At 74.1% G+C, this 16,350-nt stretch carries 16 protein-coding genes; 7 read left to right on the top strand and 9 right to left on the bottom strand.

Annotated elements, in window-relative coordinates; genetic code table 11:
- Positions 1-9 precede the first annotated feature (9 nt).
- Both smc and HNR68_RS08945 read right to left on the bottom strand, forming a co-directional pair.
- Positions 10-3,648, bottom strand: a complete 3,639-nt coding sequence (smc, locus tag HNR68_RS08950; RefSeq protein WP_179719434.1) for a chromosome segregation protein SMC — start codon at positions 3,646-3,648, stop codon at positions 10-12.
- Positions 3,649-3,778: 130 nt separating this feature from the next.
- Positions 3,779-4,072, bottom strand: a complete 294-nt coding sequence (locus HNR68_RS08945; protein WP_179719432.1) for an acylphosphatase — start codon at positions 4,070-4,072, stop codon at positions 3,779-3,781.
- 135 nt (positions 4,073-4,207) lie between these two features.
- Here HNR68_RS08945 and HNR68_RS08940 point away from each other — a divergent pair, with 135 nt between their 5' ends.
- Positions 4,208-4,711 carry a hypothetical protein gene (locus HNR68_RS08940; RefSeq protein ID WP_179719430.1) on the top strand — a complete coding sequence of 168 codons (504 nt, stop codon included), beginning with the start codon at positions 4,208-4,210 and terminating at the stop codon, positions 4,709-4,711.
- Complete coding sequence (locus tag HNR68_RS08935) at positions 4,708-4,899, top strand: hypothetical protein (RefSeq protein ID WP_179719428.1); 192 nt, start codon at positions 4,708-4,710, stop codon at positions 4,897-4,899. Before HNR68_RS08940 ends, HNR68_RS08935 begins: the two co-directional genes overlap by 4 nt.
- Position 4,900: 1 nt before the next feature.
- On the opposite strand, the gene HNR68_RS08930 is transcribed toward HNR68_RS08935, so the two are convergent.
- From HNR68_RS08930 to HNR68_RS08910, 5 genes are read right to left on the bottom strand one after another with little or no spacing between them, the layout of a single operon-like run.
- On the bottom strand, positions 4,901-5,518 hold the full coding sequence (locus HNR68_RS08930) for a nucleoside/nucleotide kinase family protein (protein ID WP_343050012.1): 618 nt from the start codon (positions 5,516-5,518) through the stop codon (positions 4,901-4,903).
- Between the two features lie 56 nt (positions 5,519-5,574).
- Positions 5,575-6,345 carry an ESX secretion-associated protein EspG gene (locus HNR68_RS08925; protein ID WP_343050011.1) on the bottom strand — a complete coding sequence of 257 codons (771 nt, stop codon included), beginning with the start codon at positions 6,343-6,345 and terminating at the stop codon, positions 5,575-5,577.
- Positions 6,346-6,376: 31 nt separating this feature from the next.
- Complete coding sequence (locus tag HNR68_RS08920; RefSeq protein WP_179719424.1) at positions 6,377-7,678, bottom strand: PPE domain-containing protein; 1,302 nt, start codon at positions 7,676-7,678, stop codon at positions 6,377-6,379.
- A gap of 9 nt (positions 7,679-7,687) precedes the next feature.
- Positions 7,688-8,278 carry a DUF3558 family protein gene (locus HNR68_RS08915; protein ID WP_179719422.1) on the bottom strand — a complete coding sequence of 197 codons (591 nt, stop codon included), beginning with the start codon at positions 8,276-8,278 and terminating at the stop codon, positions 7,688-7,690.
- A 9-nt stretch (positions 8,279-8,287) separates the two neighbouring features.
- Complete coding sequence (locus HNR68_RS08910) at positions 8,288-8,659, bottom strand: hypothetical protein (RefSeq protein ID WP_179719420.1); 372 nt, start codon at positions 8,657-8,659, stop codon at positions 8,288-8,290.
- Between the two features lie 471 nt (positions 8,660-9,130).
- Between HNR68_RS08910 and HNR68_RS08905 the strand changes: the two genes are divergently transcribed.
- From HNR68_RS08905 to asnB, 5 genes are all read left to right on the top strand, one after another.
- Positions 9,131-9,607, top strand: a complete 477-nt coding sequence (locus tag HNR68_RS08905; RefSeq protein ID WP_179719418.1) for an SseB family protein — start codon at positions 9,131-9,133, stop codon at positions 9,605-9,607.
- Positions 9,607-9,945: a hypothetical protein gene (locus HNR68_RS08900; RefSeq protein ID WP_179719416.1), complete on the top strand. Its 339-nt coding sequence runs from the start codon at positions 9,607-9,609 to the stop codon at positions 9,943-9,945. Before HNR68_RS08905 ends, HNR68_RS08900 begins: the two co-directional genes overlap by 1 nt.
- A gap of 1 nt (position 9,946) precedes the next feature.
- The gene (locus HNR68_RS08895) at positions 9,947-11,440 is read left to right on the top strand and encodes a putative T7SS-secreted protein (RefSeq protein ID WP_179719414.1); all 1,494 of its coding nucleotides are present in this window, start codon (positions 9,947-9,949) and stop codon (positions 11,438-11,440) included.
- Positions 11,437-11,922 (top strand): hypothetical protein, encoded by a 486-nt coding sequence (locus HNR68_RS08890; RefSeq protein ID WP_179719412.1) that lies wholly within the window; start codon positions 11,437-11,439, stop codon positions 11,920-11,922. Before HNR68_RS08895 ends, HNR68_RS08890 begins: the two co-directional genes overlap by 4 nt.
- A 304-nt stretch (positions 11,923-12,226) precedes the next feature.
- Positions 12,227-14,056 (top strand): asparagine synthase (glutamine-hydrolyzing), encoded by a 1,830-nt coding sequence (gene asnB / locus HNR68_RS08885; RefSeq protein ID WP_179719410.1) that lies wholly within the window; start codon positions 12,227-12,229, stop codon positions 14,054-14,056.
- Positions 14,057-14,122: 66 nt separating this feature from the next.
- Here asnB and HNR68_RS08880 read toward each other — a convergent pair whose 3' ends face one another.
- Positions 14,123-15,556: a sensor histidine kinase gene (locus tag HNR68_RS08880; RefSeq protein WP_343050009.1), complete on the bottom strand. Its 1,434-nt coding sequence runs from the start codon at positions 15,554-15,556 to the stop codon at positions 14,123-14,125.
- Complete coding sequence (locus HNR68_RS08875; RefSeq protein ID WP_179719408.1) at positions 15,553-16,257, bottom strand: response regulator; 705 nt, start codon at positions 16,255-16,257, stop codon at positions 15,553-15,555. Before HNR68_RS08875 ends, HNR68_RS08880 begins: the two co-directional genes overlap by 4 nt.
- Between the last annotated feature and the right edge of the window lie 93 nt (positions 16,258-16,350).

The following is a 16,350-nucleotide window of genomic DNA, read 5'->3' as shown; positions in this document are numbered from 1 at the left end:
GCGTGGTGCTCAGTCCAGGACCGAGGCGACGTCGCCCTCGGCGGGCGCGTCCGGCTCCTTGGCCTTCTCCGCCTCGCCGCGCAGGCGCTGCGAGATGACCTGCGTGATGCCGTCGCCGCGCATCGTCACGCCGTAGAGCGCGTCGGCGATCTCCATGGTCGGCTTCTGGTGCGTGATGATGATCAGCTGCGAGGTGGTGCGCAGCTGGTCGAGCAGCGTGATCAGCCGGCGCAGGTTGGTGTCGTCCAGCGCCGCCTCGACCTCGTCCATCACGTAGAACGGCGAGGGGCGGGCGCGGAAGATGGCCACCAGCATGGCCACCGCGGTCAGCGACTTCTCGCCACCGGACAGCAGCGACAGCCGCTTGACCTTCTTGCCCGGCGGCCGCGCCTCCACCTCGACACCGGTGGTGAGCATGTCCTCGGGGTCGGTGAGCGTCAGCCGCCCCTCGCCGCCCGGGAACAGCACCTTGAAGACGGTCTGGAACTCCTGCGCCACGTCCTCGAAGGCCGAGGAGAAGACCTCGAGGATCTTCTCGTCCACCTCCTTGACGACGCTGAGCAGGTCGCGGCGGCTGTCCTTGAGGTCCTCCAGCTGCGTGGACAGGAACTTGTACCGCTCCTCCAGCGCGGCGAACTCCTCCAGCGCCAGCGGGTTCACCTTGCCCAGCAGGGAGAGGTCCTTCTCCGCGCGCTTGGCCCGGCGCTCCTGCGCGGCGCGGTCGAACGGCACCGGCGGCGGCGGGCTGACGTCCTCACCGCGCTCCTTCGCCGCCTCGTACTCGGCCACCTCGGCCGGGCCGGGCGGGATCGGCACGGTGGGCCCGTACTCGTCGACCAGGTCGTCCAGGCCGATCCCGAAGTCCTCGATGATCTTGGTCTCGAGCTGCTCGATCCGCAGCCGCTGCTCGGCGCGCACGACCTCGTCGCGGTGCACCGCGTCGGTGAGCTTCTCCAGCTCGCCGCTGAGCTCGCGCACCCGCGCCCGGACCGCGCCGAGCGCCTGCTCGTGCTCGCTCTGCTTGGCCTGCGCGACGTCCCGCTCCTCGGTCGCGGCGCGCAGGGACCGGGCGATGCGCTCCAGCGCGGTCTCGCAGCCCTCGACCACGGCCTGCGTCACGCGCGCCGCGCGCGCCCGGGCCTTGCGCGCGGCTTCCGCGCGGGCCCGCGCTTCGCGCTCGTGCCGCGCGGCGCGGCGCAGCTGGTCCGCGCGCCCCTGCACCGCGCGGGCGCGCTCCTCGGCGGTGCGCTGGGCGAGGCGGGCGTCCATCTCCTGCTGCCGCACGGCGGTGAGCTCGGCGCTGAGCCGGTCGCGCTCCTCGGTGTCGGGCTCGGCGGCCTCCTCCTGCTCGGACTCGACGACGCGCAGCCGCTCCTCGAGCTCGGCGAGCTTGGCCAGCGACTGCTCGCGGGTCTGCTCGACCTTCGCGCGCTGCTGGCGCACGCGGTCGACCTCGGCCCTGGCCGAGCGGGCCGCGCGCTCGAGGCTGGAGAGGCGTTCGGTGCTGCGCGCCCGCTGCACCTTCGCCTCGTTGATCTGCTCCTGGACGGCGCGGACCTCGGCGCGGCGCGACTCCTCCTCCGCCCGTGCGCCTTCCAGCGCGGCCGCGTGCTGCTCGGCGCGGCGCTGCGCGGCGGCGAGTTCGCGTTCGGCCTCGTCGACCGCGGCCTGCACCTCGATGGCGCTCTGCTTGTCGTCGGAACCGCCGATCGCCCAGTGCGCGCCGAGCACGTCGCCGTCGGTCGTCACCGCGCGGACCTCGGGGTGGCGCTGCACGAGCTCTCGCGCCTCGTCGAGCGAGGCGACCACGGCGACCCGGTCGAGCGCCCGGGTCACCGCGGCGCGCAGCCCGTCGGGCGCGCTGACCAGGTCGGCGGCCCACCGCGCCGAACCGGGCAGCTGCGGCCACGCGGAGCGGTCGACCTCCGCTCCGGTCCCGATGAGCAGTCCCGCCTGGCCGGCTTCCTCGGCGCGCAGCATCTCGAGGGCGGCCACCGCGTCGGTCACCCCGCGCACCGCGACCGCGTCGGCCACCGCGCCGAGCGCCGCCGCCAGCGCGGCTTCCGCGCCCGGCTCGACGGTGAGCAGCGCCGCGACCGACCCCAGCAGCCCGGGAACCCGGTCGCCGGCGGCCATCAGCGCGCCCGTGCCGTCCTTGCGCTGCAGGCCCATGGACAGCGCCTCGACGCGGGCCTTCCACGAGGCGATCTCCCGCTCCGCGGCGCGCTCGGCCCTGACCAGCTCCTCCACCCGGGCCCGGGCGGCGTCGCGGGCCTCGGCGGCCGCTTCGCGGCGCTCCTGCAGGCCCGCGTCGTCGGAGTCCTGGTCCCCGCTCTCCTCCTGGGCGTCGGCCAGCGCGCGCTCGGCCTCCTCGGCGCGCGCGGTGGCCTCCTCCAGCGCCTCGGACAACCGCTCGATCTCGTCGGAGGTGTCGTTGACCTTGCTGCGCAGCGACTCGACCTGACCGGACAGCCGCGCCGCGCCCTCGCGCCGGTCGGCGATGGCCCGCACCGCGGCCATGTGCGCCTGCTCGGCCTGCTTGAGCTCCGACTCCAGCTCGGTGCGGCGCTGCACCACCTCGTGCAGGGCTTCGCGCGCTTCCTCGAGCTGCTCGCGGAGCTCGACCTCCTGCTCGGCGGCCTCCTCGGCCTCGGCCTCCAGCTGCTCGGGGTCGCGTCCCGGCCGCTGCTCCTCGGTCTGCGCGGTCAGGTGCCGGTGCCGCTCGGCGGCCAGCCGCAGCGTGCCGTTCAGCCGCTCTTCCAGCGCGGACAACCGGTACCAGGTCTCCTGGGCGCGGTGGAGCCGGGGCGCGTCCGCGGCGACCTGCTCCTCGAGCGCCTTCTCCTCGGACTGCGCGAACTGCAGCGCCCGCTCCACCTCGGCGCGCTTGACGCGGGCGGCTTCCTGGTCGGCCTCGTCTCGGGCCAGCTCGGCGCGCGCGGTGACCAGGTCGTCGGCGATGAGGCGCAACCGGGCGTCGCGCAGCTCGGCCTGCACGGTCTGGGCCTTGCGGGCGATCTCGGCCTGCTTGCCGAGCGGCTTGAGCTGGCGGCGCAGTTCGCCGGTGAGGTCGGTCAACCGGGTCAGGTTGGCCTGCATGGCGTCGAGCTTGCGCAGCGCCTTCTCCTTGCGCTTGCGGTGCTTGAGCACGCCCGCGGCCTCTTCGATGAGCCGGCGGTTCTCCTCCGGCTTGGCCTGCAGGATGGAGGCCAGCTGGCCCTGGCCGACGATGACGTGCATTTCGCGGCCGATGCCCGAGTCCGACAGCAGTTCCTGCACGTCCATCAGGCGGCACGAGTTGCCGTTGATCTCGTACTCGCTCGCCCCGTCGCGGAACATGCGGCGGGTGATGGAGACCTCGGTGTAGTCGATGGGCAGCGCGCCGTCGGAGTTGTCGATGGTCAGCGTGACCTCGGCGCGACCCAGCGGGGCCCGGCCCGAGGTGCCCGCGAAGATCACGTCCTCCATCTTGCCGCCGCGCAGGTCCTTGGCCCCCTGCTCGCCCATGACCCAGCGCAGCGCGTCCAGCACGTTGGACTTGCCGGACCCGTTCGGCCCGACGACGCAGGTGATGCCGGGTTCGAAGCGCAGCGTGGTGGCCGAGGCGAAGGACTTGAACCCCTTCAGCGTCAGGCTCTTCAGGTGCACGGCTGCGATCGGCCTTTCCCGTGAGTGGTCGCGCTGTTCACGTCCGGCCGAGCCTACCTCTGCCGTCCCGCCCGACCACGCAGAACCGCGGACGACGGCCCGACCGCCGGCACTGGACCGGTCCGGCCGGTCAGCGCTCGACGAAGCCGGTCAGGCCGCCCTTGGGTTCCGACCACTGCTCGGCGACGAACTCGACGCGACCGGGGGTCTCCCCGGAACGCAGTGCCGCCAACAGCTTCTCGCAGGCGTCGCGAGGGCCTTCGGCCACCACCTCGACGCGGTTCCCGGGCAGGTTCGTGGCGCTGCCGACGAGCCCGAGCTCGAGCGCTCGCGCCCGCGTCCACCAGCGAAAACCCACGCCCTGCACGTGCCCGTGCACCCATGCGGTCAGTCGCGCAGCTCCGGAGTCCGTCACACCCCGCATGATGCCGCACCAGGTGCGGGCCCGCCCCAGCGCGCCCACCGGACCGGGCGCGGCCGGTATGATCCGCCGCGATTCGGCGGGGCAGGCCGGGATCCGGCCCGCCGACCGCGCGAAGGACCGACGAGTGGGGCAGCCATGGACCCGTTGCAGGTGGAAGACCCGGACGCGCGGCCGAAGCGCCTGGTGGTGCTGGCCGCGACCGGGATCGTGGTTGCCACCGCGTTCGCCACGACGGCCGCGATGGTCGCCGGCAGCCAGCAGCCGCACGAGGACACACCGGACTTCTCGCTGAAGCCGACCGCGACCTCCCGCCCCGCGTCGTCCACCACGTCGAGCGTCCCGCCGCTGCTGCCGCCGCTGCCGCCCGGCGAGACCTCGTCGGAGAGCACCAGCAGCGACGCGCCGACCAGCGAGGAGCTCGGCACGGAACCCACCACCCCGAGCGACGTGCCACCGCCGCCGGGGCACACGCCGCCGTCGCCGCCGGACCCGGGGCCGACCTCCACGCCGGGTCCGACGCCCACGACGACCCGGCCGACCACCACGCCCCCGCCCACGACGACGCCCCCACCGACGACCACGCCGCCGCCCACGACCACGCACACCACGTTCTCGGAGACCTCGGACGGTTCCGCATGACGCTCGCCGCGCACGCCTGCCGGTCGCTGTGCTCCTGGCACCGGACCCGCAAGCAGCTCAACGGGTTGCCGCTGCTGGCCTGCCGGGGCTGCGGGTCGCAGTGGGTGCGCAGCGAACCGTGGACGCCGATCGACCACACCGGGCGCATCCCCGACGACGTGCGCGCCGAACTGGCCCAGCGGCCCTGAGTCACCGCGGGTCGCCGAGGACGACCAGGTCGGCGCGCGCCCGGGTCGGCGCGACCAGCCGCGCGTTGGCCTCGTCGCTGCGCTGCACCCACTCCGCGGCCTCCTGCGGGGTCCGGCCGTGCGCGACGTGCCGGGCGACGAGCCGCTGCACGCGGACCTCGTCGTCCGGGGCGAGGAACCAGCACTCGTCCAGCAGGTCCCGCACCTCGGACCAGGGCGGGACGTCCAGCAGCAGGTAGTTGCCCTCGGTGATGACCAGCGGGACGTCCGGCTCCACGGCGATCTCGGCGGCGTAGGACTCCTCGACCTCGCGGTGGAACTCCGGCGCGTACACGGTCTCGTCGGCCTCCCGGACCCGCCGCAGCAGCGCCACGTACCCGGCGGCGTCGAAGGTGTCGGGCGCCCCCTTGCGGTCCTGCCTGCCCAACCGCCGCAGTTGCGCGTTCGCCAGGTGGAACCCGTCCATCGGCACGACGACCGCGCGACCGTCGAGCTCGGCGAGGAGCCGCTCGGCGACGGTGCCCTTCCCGGCCCCGGGCGCCCCGGTGATCCCGAGGACCCGCCGCTGTCCACGGTCGGCCAGCGCCCGCGCCCGCTCCACCAGCTTCGAGAACTCCACGGGAACTCCGCACCTGGCGAACCGGACCAGGTCACGCAGAACGCGCCCGGTCCGGATCAGTCCTCCCAGACCTCGGCGAGGAGTTCCCTGGTGTACTCGGCGATGCGGGCGTTGTCCGCCGGGGCGATCGTGCTCCAGCGACGACCGTCGCCGCTGGGGCGGACCACGTGCAGGTAGCGGCCCTGGTCGGTGTCGTGGAAGGCCACCACCCGGTCCGCGCGCTGCGGTCGGCCGCGGCTCCGGTTGCCCTCCGCGCCGAACTGGCCGCGGACGCCCATGCCGTTGGCCATGTGGGCGACGTCGGCCGCGTCGTCCGCCGGGATGCCCAGCGCGCGCAGCTCGTCGGTGAACGCCAGCGGGTCGTTCGGTCCCGCGTGGTCGCTGGCCTGGCGGAGGATGTCGTTGGGCAGGCTCACCGCGCGCCCGGTGCCCGGCGGCACGTCGCCCGCCACCGACACGGCCGCCTCGGCCAGCGCACCGCCGCGGACCGGCGTCATCTCCACCACGTCGCCGTCCACGATGGTCAGCAGCCCCGCGGAACCGTTCGCCGAGGCGAGCGCCCGGATCGACCGGTCCGCCCAGATGCGCACGTCCACGCTGCGCTGCGGGCGGTCGAGCAGGCCGACCAGGTCGGCGAAGTCGACGTCCAGCCGGTCGCGCGCGGACTCGGCGAGGCGCTTGGCGCGCAGCGACGCCCACGCCTGCTGCACCAGCTCGGCGCGTTCGGTGTAGGTCACGCCGGGGCTCGGCACGTCCAGCACGATGTGCCGGTGCTCGGTGAGCTTCTCCGCCTCGCAGACCACGTCGAACTCCAACGCGGTCAGCACGATCGGATCGCCTTCGGCTCCAGGGCGCACGTCAGTCCTGCTTCTGCTCGGTCTCGGTCTCGGCGGGCTTCTCGTCGTCGCGCTGGTCACCGCCCAGCACCGGCGGTGCGACCAGGCGCTCGTCGTCGAAGGGGGTTTCCTCCGCGACGTACTTGTTCTCGTGCTCGGCGTCCTCGCTCCGCTTCTCGCCGCGGGTCGCGGCCGGGGACATCATCGAGCCCGCCGCCGGGCGGCTGCCGGGCGTGCTGCCCGCGGCCTTGCCGGCCACGGTGTCACCCGGACCACCGCCGATCCCGCGCGCCGCGGTCTTGCCGTCGCCGACCGCCCCGCCCGGGCCGCCCGCGGGGGCCGGAGCGGCCCGCCCGCCGAGCACCTTGCTCGCCGCGTACGCGCCGATGCCCGCGACGGCCGCGCCGCCCGCGGCGATGCCGAGCACCGTGCCGGCGCTGACGCCACCGCTGTCGCCGGCCGCCTCCGGGGTCGGGTCCGCCTCGCCGCCCCTGTCGCGCTCGTCCTCGCGCCGCTCGCCGGTGCGCTTCGGCGGCGCCACCCGCTCGTTCGGCCGCCCGGTGCGCCCGTCACCGAGCCCCTGCCCGGGGAGAACGCCGCCGCCGGGGACCGCGCCCACACCCTGACCGGGGTTCTGACCGGGGTTCGCCGTCCCGGGGGTCGGCACCCCGGGCTGCGCCGAGCCGGCGACGGTGCCCGCCGACGCGGACCCGACACCGCCCAGCCCCGCACCGACGACGCCGCTGGGCGCGGTCGACTGCGGGGTCACGGTCGCGGGCGGGACCTCCGGCAGCGGCCGGTAGGCCTCCGCCTGGCTGACCGAGGTGTCGCGGTAGGAGCCCAGCGCGGCCTGCGCGGCCTTCTTGTGGGCGTCGATCTGCTTGGCTTCCTGGTCGTAGTCGCTCTCGTAGCCGAACGCGCCGCCGACCCACTCGAGCACGTTCTCCGACTGCTTGTGCCGCAGCTCGTCGGTGTTCGGCAGGGTGTGGCGCGTGGACTCGTAGCTGCGGCCCTGCGCGTCGACGCTCTGCGCGGACGCCCGCAGCGGGTCCGGGGCGTCGGACAGGAACACCGCCTGCTGCTGGGTCGCGGCCGCGGCGAGGTCGCCCGCGTTGCCCTCCCACGCGATCTGCAGCTTGCCCAGCTCGCGCCGCAGGGTCTCGTCCAGCTCGACGACGACCTTCACGCACTCGTCCAGGGCCCGCACCGCGGACTGCATCGACTCCGTGCCGCGCCCCTGCTTGACCTGCGTGATCCACTCCTGGAGCTGGGGGATGTCCATCCCCTCGAACCGGATGTCGCGGATCGGATCGATGCTCGTCACAGCGTCCCCCTAGCCCTTGGCCTGCAACGTCGTCACGGCCGCCTCGGCGGCCTGCCCGGCCTTCTCGCACATCTGCGCGTCGTCCATCGCCCCGGGCGTGGTCAGGCTCATGTCGACGTAGAGCGTCTGGCCCTCGGCGGCGTCGACGAACACCGCACAGCCGAGCCCTTCAGCACCCGGCACCTGGCTCCGCACCGCCCCGAAGCCGTTGACCTCGGTCTGTTCCGGCTCGGAGTCGGCGAGCTTCGCGGCGAAGGCCTCGAGCCCTTCGGGCACGACCCGCAGGGACACGCCGAACTGCGCGCGGCCGGACTGCCCCAGGAAGGTGCAGCCGTTGTAGTTGTTGCCGTTCTTGACGACCGGGCGACCGCCACCGGTCTCGAGCTGCGCCTTCTGCTCGGGAGTGAGCCAGGTGCAGATCTCCTGGTCCTGCTTGCCCGCGATGGGCAGCTCCGCAGGTCGTGCCGGGAACGAGAACGACGGCGCTCCCCCGCTCGACGTCGTGGTGCTGGGTTCGGGGTCAGGCCCGTTCACCGTGCAACCGGTCAGCGTGACCGCAGCCGCGGCCCCCACGACCAACCCGTACCGGAGTGCGCGCACCGGACCCCCTCACACCTGGTCCTGCTGCACGGTGAACGATGCAGCGATCTCGTCGTCGGTGTAGCCGTACTGCTTGGCCGCCTCTTCCAGCTGGCGGCCCAGTTCGAAGACGTTGGACACGTACTGCATGAGCCGCGCGTAGTGGGAATCGGGGTTGCCCACGAGGTTCGCGGTCCACACCGCTGCCGCCGTCTTGCTGACCTCGTCCTCGCCCGGCGCCCGGACGACCAGGTTCGGCGCCAGGCTCGACAGCTTCAGCCGGGCCTCCTCGGCCGCGGAGAGGATGATCTTGCGGACTTCGAGGACGTTGTCCTTGTTGACGGTGAGGGTCTGACCACCGCCCGGAGTCGGCGGCGGTGGCGGCGGCGCTGGCGTCGTCATCGCGGGAAAACCCCCAGTCAGCGGCTTCTGATCAGCGATTCGACCGCCGACCCTAGCAGCGGGGATCACCCTGCGTCAGCACCTCGCGCGAACTTCACACGAACCCCACGTGACCGTGCGCGATCGCGAACGCACGCGCGGGCGGAATGCGGGCTTCGCCCGAAAGCGCCCGCGAAGTCCCAGACCCGGCTCCGAGCGGACCTCGCCGACAGGCGCTGGGCGCCGCAGGCTCCCGGAGACCACGACAGCCACCGAGCACGGACGACGCGATCGCGAAACATTCGCCCGGCGAACGACTTTCGGACGTATCGCCCGGGAAGTGGCTCAACCACGCGCGATTCGCGCGGTGCTGGAGCGATGACGGCGGCGATTCAACCGACACGGGGAGCAAGTGCGGGCCCGGCACCGCCGATGGGTCTCGTGGTACCGCTCCGACCCCCGATCCCCCACCCACGTCGAGGAGGCCGCTCCATGCCGCTGGAACACCCGCGCCCGGGAACCGGTTTCCCGCGCTCCGCAGTGCGCCTCAGCGGCGACCTGTTCGCGCCGCGCGGTCCGGCGCTCCTCGACGTCCTGCACCGCTTCCGCGCCGGGCAGGCGTCGCTCGAGCACCTCGCCGCGGCACTGCGGGACACCACGCTGTTCACCGCGGTGTCCGATGAGGACGGTGGCACCGCGCTCATCACCGCGCGCAGCGGCGAGACGTCCTGGCTGGCGGTGTTCACCTCGCCGGCCCGGATGGCCGAGTTCCACCGCCGCTCCGGCCGCGGCGCGGACGCGGTGCGGTACGCGGAGGTGACCGGGGCGGACCTGCTCGACCAGTGCCTGCCCGCCTTGCCCAGGGGCACCGGCCTGGTCGTCGACGCCGGGAGCGGGCACCGCACCGCGCTGGCCCCGGTCCCCGGCCTGGTACCCGATCAGATCGCACTCGAGGGCAACGGATCGTGATGACGCACAACGGTTTTCGCGTCGACCTGGACGCGCTGCGGGACGCCGAGGACGGCATCCGCGCGGCGGTGTCCGAGCTCGGCGACATGGCCGGCTGGAGCGCAGCCGGCGAGCAGGGCATGGGACTCGAGGAGAGCCTGTCGGACGCCGCCGTGCACGTCGGGCACCCCAGGCTGGGCGGCGCGCTGGTCGCCTTCGGCGACGCCTGGCACTGGGGCCTCCGCTACCTGGTGGAGGACGGGCAGGCCGCCGTGGACGCGCTCGGCGAGGCGCGCACCACCTACCGCGAGGTGGACGACCAGGCGGCGCACGAGCTCCAGCGCGGGGCGGGTGGTTGACGTGGTCAGCAACAGCAGCACGTTCTCCGAAGACCTCGCGTGGCTCGGTGACGAGCTGCACGAGCTCGGCCAGCTGACCGGCGTCGGGCCGCAGGACGTCATCCCCGGCGATCCCGCCACGGTCGCCGAGATCGGCGAGCACCTCACCGAGCTCGGGGCTGCGCTGGAACGCGCCGGCCGGGGCATCAGGGCGATCGACTCCGGCGGCTGGACCGGCCGCGCCGCGGACGCGTTCCGCGACGCCTTCCTGGAGAAGGCACCGCGCGAGTGGATCGAGGCCGGGGACGCGCTCACCGGCGCGGGCCGAGCCGTGCTGGACTACCACGAGGTCCTGGCCACCGAGAAGCCGCGCGCACAGCGGGCGAAGGAGGAACTGGACCGCGCGAACGCGGCCTCGCAGGCCGCGCTGCAGGCGCACCGGGCCGCCACCGCGGCCCACGCCGGCGGCTCCGGCCCGGCACCGGGCGAGTTCGTCGACCCCGGCGCGGAGGCGCGCGCACGCGCGGAGCAGGAGATCGCCGCGGCCCGAGCCGCGGTGCGGGCCGCGGGCGACCGCGCGGCCGACACCGTGGCGCTGGCCACCGCGGACGCACCGGACGCGCCCGGTCCGCTGGCGCAGATCGCCGCGAACGCCGCCGACGTCGTGCAGTTGTTCGGCGACCTGGCCGTCGACCTCGGCCGCGGCGTCGTGGACGGCGTCGTCGGCACGGTCCAGGGCGTCGCCGGACTCGGCATCGGGCTGGCCGAGGCGCACTACTACAGCCTGCCCAGCACGCAGCTCACCGACCCGGAGGGCTGCGCGCGGTTCACCGAGGCCGCGACGACCGCGGTCCAGTCGGTCCTGGAGAACCCGTGGCAGGCGGTCAAGACCGTCGTCGACGTGGACGCGTGGAAGGAGAACCCGGCCCGGGCGCTGGGGTCGATGGTCCCGGACGCGGCGGCGAGCCTCGTCGGCGGCGGCATCGCCAGCCGGGTCGCCGGGACCGCCGACCGCCTCGCCGACGTCGCCGACACCGCCGGGGACGTCTCCCGCACAGCGGACCGGCTCGGCGACGCGGGACACCCCGCACCGCGCTGGGACACCGGTTCCCCACCGCGTCCGGGTGCCCCCGCCGACCCGTACGCGCGCTGGGACGGCCCGGAGTTCGGCCCGCGCGGCTCGGATCCGCTGCCCGAACCGGAACCCCCGCCCGCCGAACCGCGCAGCCGCGAGCTGCCGGAGTGGTTCGACGACGACGGCACCCCGGAGAGCTGGCTGGACGACGGCCGGGGCGCCCCGCCCCCGCCGGACCCGGCCCCCGAGCTCCCCGGCGACCCGCCGGCACCGGACGCCCCCGGACCGCTGACGTCCGCGGAAGACCTGGCCCGGCGGGCCTCGATCGAGGACGAGGCCCGGACCTACGAGTCCTGGGCGGAGCGGGGGAACCCCAGCGACCTCCAGGAGGTCCGCCACCGCGCGGCGGAGATGCACCGCGTCGAGGAGGGGGCACGATGAGCGGGGTGCGCACCACCCGGGTGCCGGTCTGGGCACCCCACCCCGGGCGCGACGGCCAGGTCGTGCGCGCCTCGGCGGAGGTGTCCTGGCAGCGCGGCGACGGCGGGGTGCGGGTGTGCGCCACCGGCCCCTGGCACCCCGTCCAGGTCAGCGCACCCGACGTCTTCCGGGCGTTCTGGGGCGTCCGGCACGAGCTCCCGCGGGTGACCTTCTTCGCACAGGGCGCTCGGGTGGACGCCTGGCACGGGACCGCCCAGCACCCGTGCGACATCGACCAGACCGTGCTCTGCCCGCGCTTCGGGTGGCCGCCCGACCCCGCCCCGGTCCCGGTCCTGGCCGCGCTGCCGGAACGCGACGCGGGACTGCTCGCCCCGAGCTGCGAGCTGCACCTGCTCTACCGCCGGGAGTGGGCCGGCGAGGTCCCACCGGGCGGGCTGACCTGGACCGCGTTCCGGGACCACCTGCGCAGCCAGCGGGGGTGACGGCTCCGCCGCACGGCGCCTGCCACGCCCGGGATCCCGCGCCCCGTCCGCGCGTCGGCGTGGCGCGATGAGTCCACTGTGGCCGGTGGGACGCAGGTGGTGCGCGACGGCGCCCCGTTGCGCCCACCTCGTCCCGTTTCGCCGTTTTCCTGTCGATCCGAACGATTCGTGAGTGGGCGAGTTCACCCAGTCACAAGGTTTCATCGATGCAACGATCTCGTTAGCGTTGGTAAACAGGCCCCCACGGGGCGGACCGTTCGCGGACACATCCGCACGACACCCCAACGTTGAAGGAGAACGGCCAATGTGCGGCATCTCCGGCTGGATCGATTTCCAGCGCGACCTCACCCAAGAGCAGGGCACGATCGATGCGATGTGCGACACCATGTCGTGCCGGGGCCCGGACGCCCGCGGCACCTGGGTGGCCCCGCACGCCGCGCTCGGCCACCGTCGCCTGGCGATCATCGACCTGCCCGGTGGCACCCAGCCGATGGCCTCCCCCGACGGGGACGTGGCGATCGTCTACAGCGGTGAGGCCTACAACTTCACCGAGCTGCGCGACGAGCTGCGCCGCCGCGGTCACCAGTTCAAGACCGACAGCGACACCGAGGTCGTCCTGCACGGCTACCTCGAGTGGGGCCCGCAGGTCGCCGAGCACCTCAACGGCATGTTCGCCTTCGCCGTCTGGGACGCTCGCACCGACCAGCTGCTGCTGATCCGCGACCGGATGGGCATCAAGCCGCTGTACTACTACCCGACCGAGCACGGCGTGCTGTTCGGCTCCGAGCCCAAGGCGATCCTGGCCAACCCGCTGGCCGAGAAGGTCGTCGACGCCGACGGGCTGCGCGAGCTGTTCGCCCCGGTCAAGACCCCGCGGGCCGCGGTGTGGGCGGGCATGCGCGAGGTCGAGCCGGGCACCATCGTCACCGTGGACCGCACCGGTCTGCACGAGCACACCTACTGGACGCTGCAGGCCGTCGAGCACACCGACGACCAGCAGACCACCGTGGCGCGGGTGCGGGAGCTGCTCGACGACATCGTCGCGCGGCAGCTGATCTCCGACGTGCCGCGCTGCGTGCTGCTGTCCGGCGGCCTGGACTCCAGCGCCATCACCGCGCTGGCCGGCCTCCAGCTGGCCCGCAACGGCGAGAAGGTGCGCAGCTTCGCGGTCGACTTCGTCGGCCAGACCGAGAACTTCGTGCCCGACGAGATGCGCGCCACCCCGGACGGCCCCTACGTGCGGGACGTCGCCGAGCACGTCGGCTCGCAGCACCAGGACATCGTGCTCGACCCCGACACGCTGGCCGACCCCGAGGTGCGGCGCGCCGCCGTGCAGGCCCGCGACTTCCCGATGGGCCTGGGCGACATGGACCAGTCGCTCTACCTGCTGTTCAAGTCGATCCGCGAGCACTCCACGGTGGCCCTGTCCGGCGAGTCCGCGGACGAGGTCTTCGGCGGCTACAAGTGGTTCCACGACCCGGCCGTGCGGGAGGCCGACACCTTCCCGTGGTTCGCCGCGGTGCGCTCCCAGCAGGGCCAGCAGCAGAGCGTGCTCGCCCCGCACATCAGCGGGGCGCTCAGCCTGGAGACCTTCGTGGCCGACAGCTACCGCGACGCGGTCGCCGCAGTGCCGACGCTGGACGGCGAGAGCGCCTTCGAGCGGCGGATGCGGGAGATCAGCCACATGCACCTGACCCGCTTCGTCCGGGTGCTGCTGGACCGCAAGGACCGGATGAGCATGGCGGTCGGCCTGGAGGTCCGGGTGCCGTTCTGCGACCACCGGCTGGTCGAGTACGTCTTCAACGCCCCGTGGTCGCTGAAGACCTACGACGGCCGGGAGAAGAGCCTGCTGCGCGGCGCCACCGCCGACGCGCTGCCGAAGTCGGTGGTGGAGCGGGTGAAGAGCCCGTACCCGTCCACTCAGGACCCGAAGTACGCGGCGGTCCTGCAGCGCCAGGTGGCCGACCTCTCCTCGAGCGGCAGTGAGGCGCTGTCCCTGCTGGACGAGGGGTGGCTGCGCGACGCCCTCGCCAAGGACCCGGCGAACATCGACACGCCGACCCGCTACGCCTTCGAGCGCGCGCTCGACCTGGCGGCGTGGTTCGACATCCACCGGCCGACCATCAAGCTCTGACGCACCGGTCGGTCCCGTGGGCGCTCGGGGTGGTCCTACCGCCCCGAGCGCCCACGCCGCCCGCGGTCAGGTCAGCGGCAGCACGAGGCGGAAGGTGCAGCCCCCGGCGGAGTTCGACCGCAGCTCCACGCAGCCGTTGTGCGCCTCCGCCAGGGCCGCCGCGATCGCCAGCCCCAGCCCCGTTCCGCCGGCCGCGCGGGTGCGTCCGTCGTCCACCCGGTAGAAGCGGTCGAAGATCCGGCTCGCGTGCTCGACGCTGATGCCCGGCCCGCTGTCGGCCACCGACACCACCGCGACCGGGCTGCCGGGCGGCAGCTCCGCCCCCGCCGAAGCGAGCGCTCCCCCGCGCTGCGCGTCGTGCGCCACCTCCACGGTGATCGGCGAGCCCGGGGTGCTGTGCAGCAGCGCGTTGCTCAGCAGGTTCGTCAGGACCTGCCGGACGCGCGGGCCGTCGCCCAGCACGCGCAGCTGCTCGGGCCCGCGCCAGGTGATCTCCCGGTCGGGGTCGCGCGCCCGCCCGTCCGCGACCACGTCCTGCACCAGCGGCACCAGGTCGAGCTCCGCCAGGTCCACGGTGCGCTCCCGGTCCAGCCGCGCCAGCAGCAGCATGTCCTCCACCAGGCCGCCCATGCGCACCGCCTCGGACTCGATGCGGCGCATCATCATCCGCACGTCCTCCGGCCGGTGCTGGTCGCTGCGCCGGTACAGCTCGGCGAAGCCGCGGATCGAGGTCAGCGGGGTGCGCAGCTCGTGCGAGGCGTCCGCGACGAACCGCCGCAGCCGCTGCTCGGACCGCTCCCGCTGCTGCAGGGCGTCCACCAGGCGGCCGAGCATCGTGTTCAGCGCCGCGCCGAGCCGCCCGGCCTCGGTCCGCGGGTCCTGGTCCGGGACGCGGCGGTCCAGGTGCCCGGCCGCGATGGCGTCGGCGGTGCGCTCGATCCGGTCCAGCGGCCGCAGGCTCAGCCGCACCGTCACCGCGGCGGCCGCCGCCAGCACGACCAGCACGACCCCGCCCACCGCCAGCTCGATGGTGACCAGCTGCCGCACCGTCGCATCCACTGTGGACAGCGACAGGGCGAGCACGGCGACGCGGCCGTTGGGCAGCGCGACGGTGCGCACCCGCCAGTCCGCGCCGCCCGCCCGGTCCGGCACCGTCCCCACCTCGGGCCCGCGCGTCGGCTCCACCAGCAGCGGACCGCCGAGATCGCCCTCCGGGCTCCCGAGCACCCCGCCGACCTGGCCCAGGACCGGGTCGAACACCAGCACCCGGAAGTCGGTCGGCAGGTCTCCCCGGCCGGGCCTCGGCGGGGCGCGCGTCGGGTCCGGCGGCGGCAGCGCGCCGTGCTCCCACGGTCCGGCCAGCTCGGCCAACCGCTCGTCGGTGCGGTCGAGCAGCGACCGGCTCAGCAGCACGGTGCTGGTGAAGCCCATCGCCAGCAGGCCCAGCAGCAGCGCGCTGAGCAGCACGAGCACCAGCCGCCCGCGCAGCGTCCCCCTCACCGGTGCTCCGGGGGCAGCCGCAGCACGTACCCCACGCCGCGGACGGTGTGGATCAGCGCGGGCGCGGTCGTGTCGATCTTGCGCCGCAGGTAGCTGATGTAGGACTCGACGATCCGGCCGTCCCCGCCGTACTCGTAGTTCCACACCCGGTCGAGGATCTGCACCTTGCTGACCACCTTCTCGGCGTTGACCATCAGGTAGCGCAGCAGCTTGAACTCGGTCGGCGAGAGCGCGACCACCCGCCCGGCGCGGCGCACCTCGTAGCGGTCCTCGTCGAGTTCGAGGTCATGGTAGCGCAGCGTCGCGTCGTCGCCCTGCGCGGGCCGCACCCGCCGCAGGATCGCGCGCAGCCGCAGCACCACCTCGTCCAGGCTGAACGGCTTGGTGACGTAGTCGTCGCCGCCGGCGGTCAGCCCCGCGATGCGGTCCTCGACGGCGTCCCGCGCGGTCAGGAACAGCACCGGGACGGTGTCGCCGCCCGCGCGCAGCTCGGAGGCCACCGAGAAGCCGTCCCGGTCCGGCAGCATCACGTCCAGCACGACGATGTCGGGCCGCCACTCCGCCGCGGCGCGCAGCGCGTCGGCCGCGGTCCCGGCGCCGTGCACCTCGAACCCGCTCAACCGCAGCGCAGCCGTGAGCAGTTCGAGGATGTTCGGCTCGTCGTCGACGACCAGCACCCGAGCCCCGTCCGAAGCGACCACGCACCGAGTCTTCCCGACGAACCTGGGAGAACCCTGGGAACACGGGGTGGTCGTGAGTGGGAACACCGGCTGGAGCCGGTGTTCGCACTCACG

Origin of the sequence: Saccharopolyspora hordei (assembly GCF_013410345.1) — a bacterium.
Classification (GTDB): Bacteria; Actinomycetota; Actinomycetes; order Mycobacteriales; family Pseudonocardiaceae; genus Saccharopolyspora; species Saccharopolyspora hordei.
Note: the sequence above shows the minus strand (reverse complement) of the source record. Positions and strands in the feature narration are given on the sequence as shown.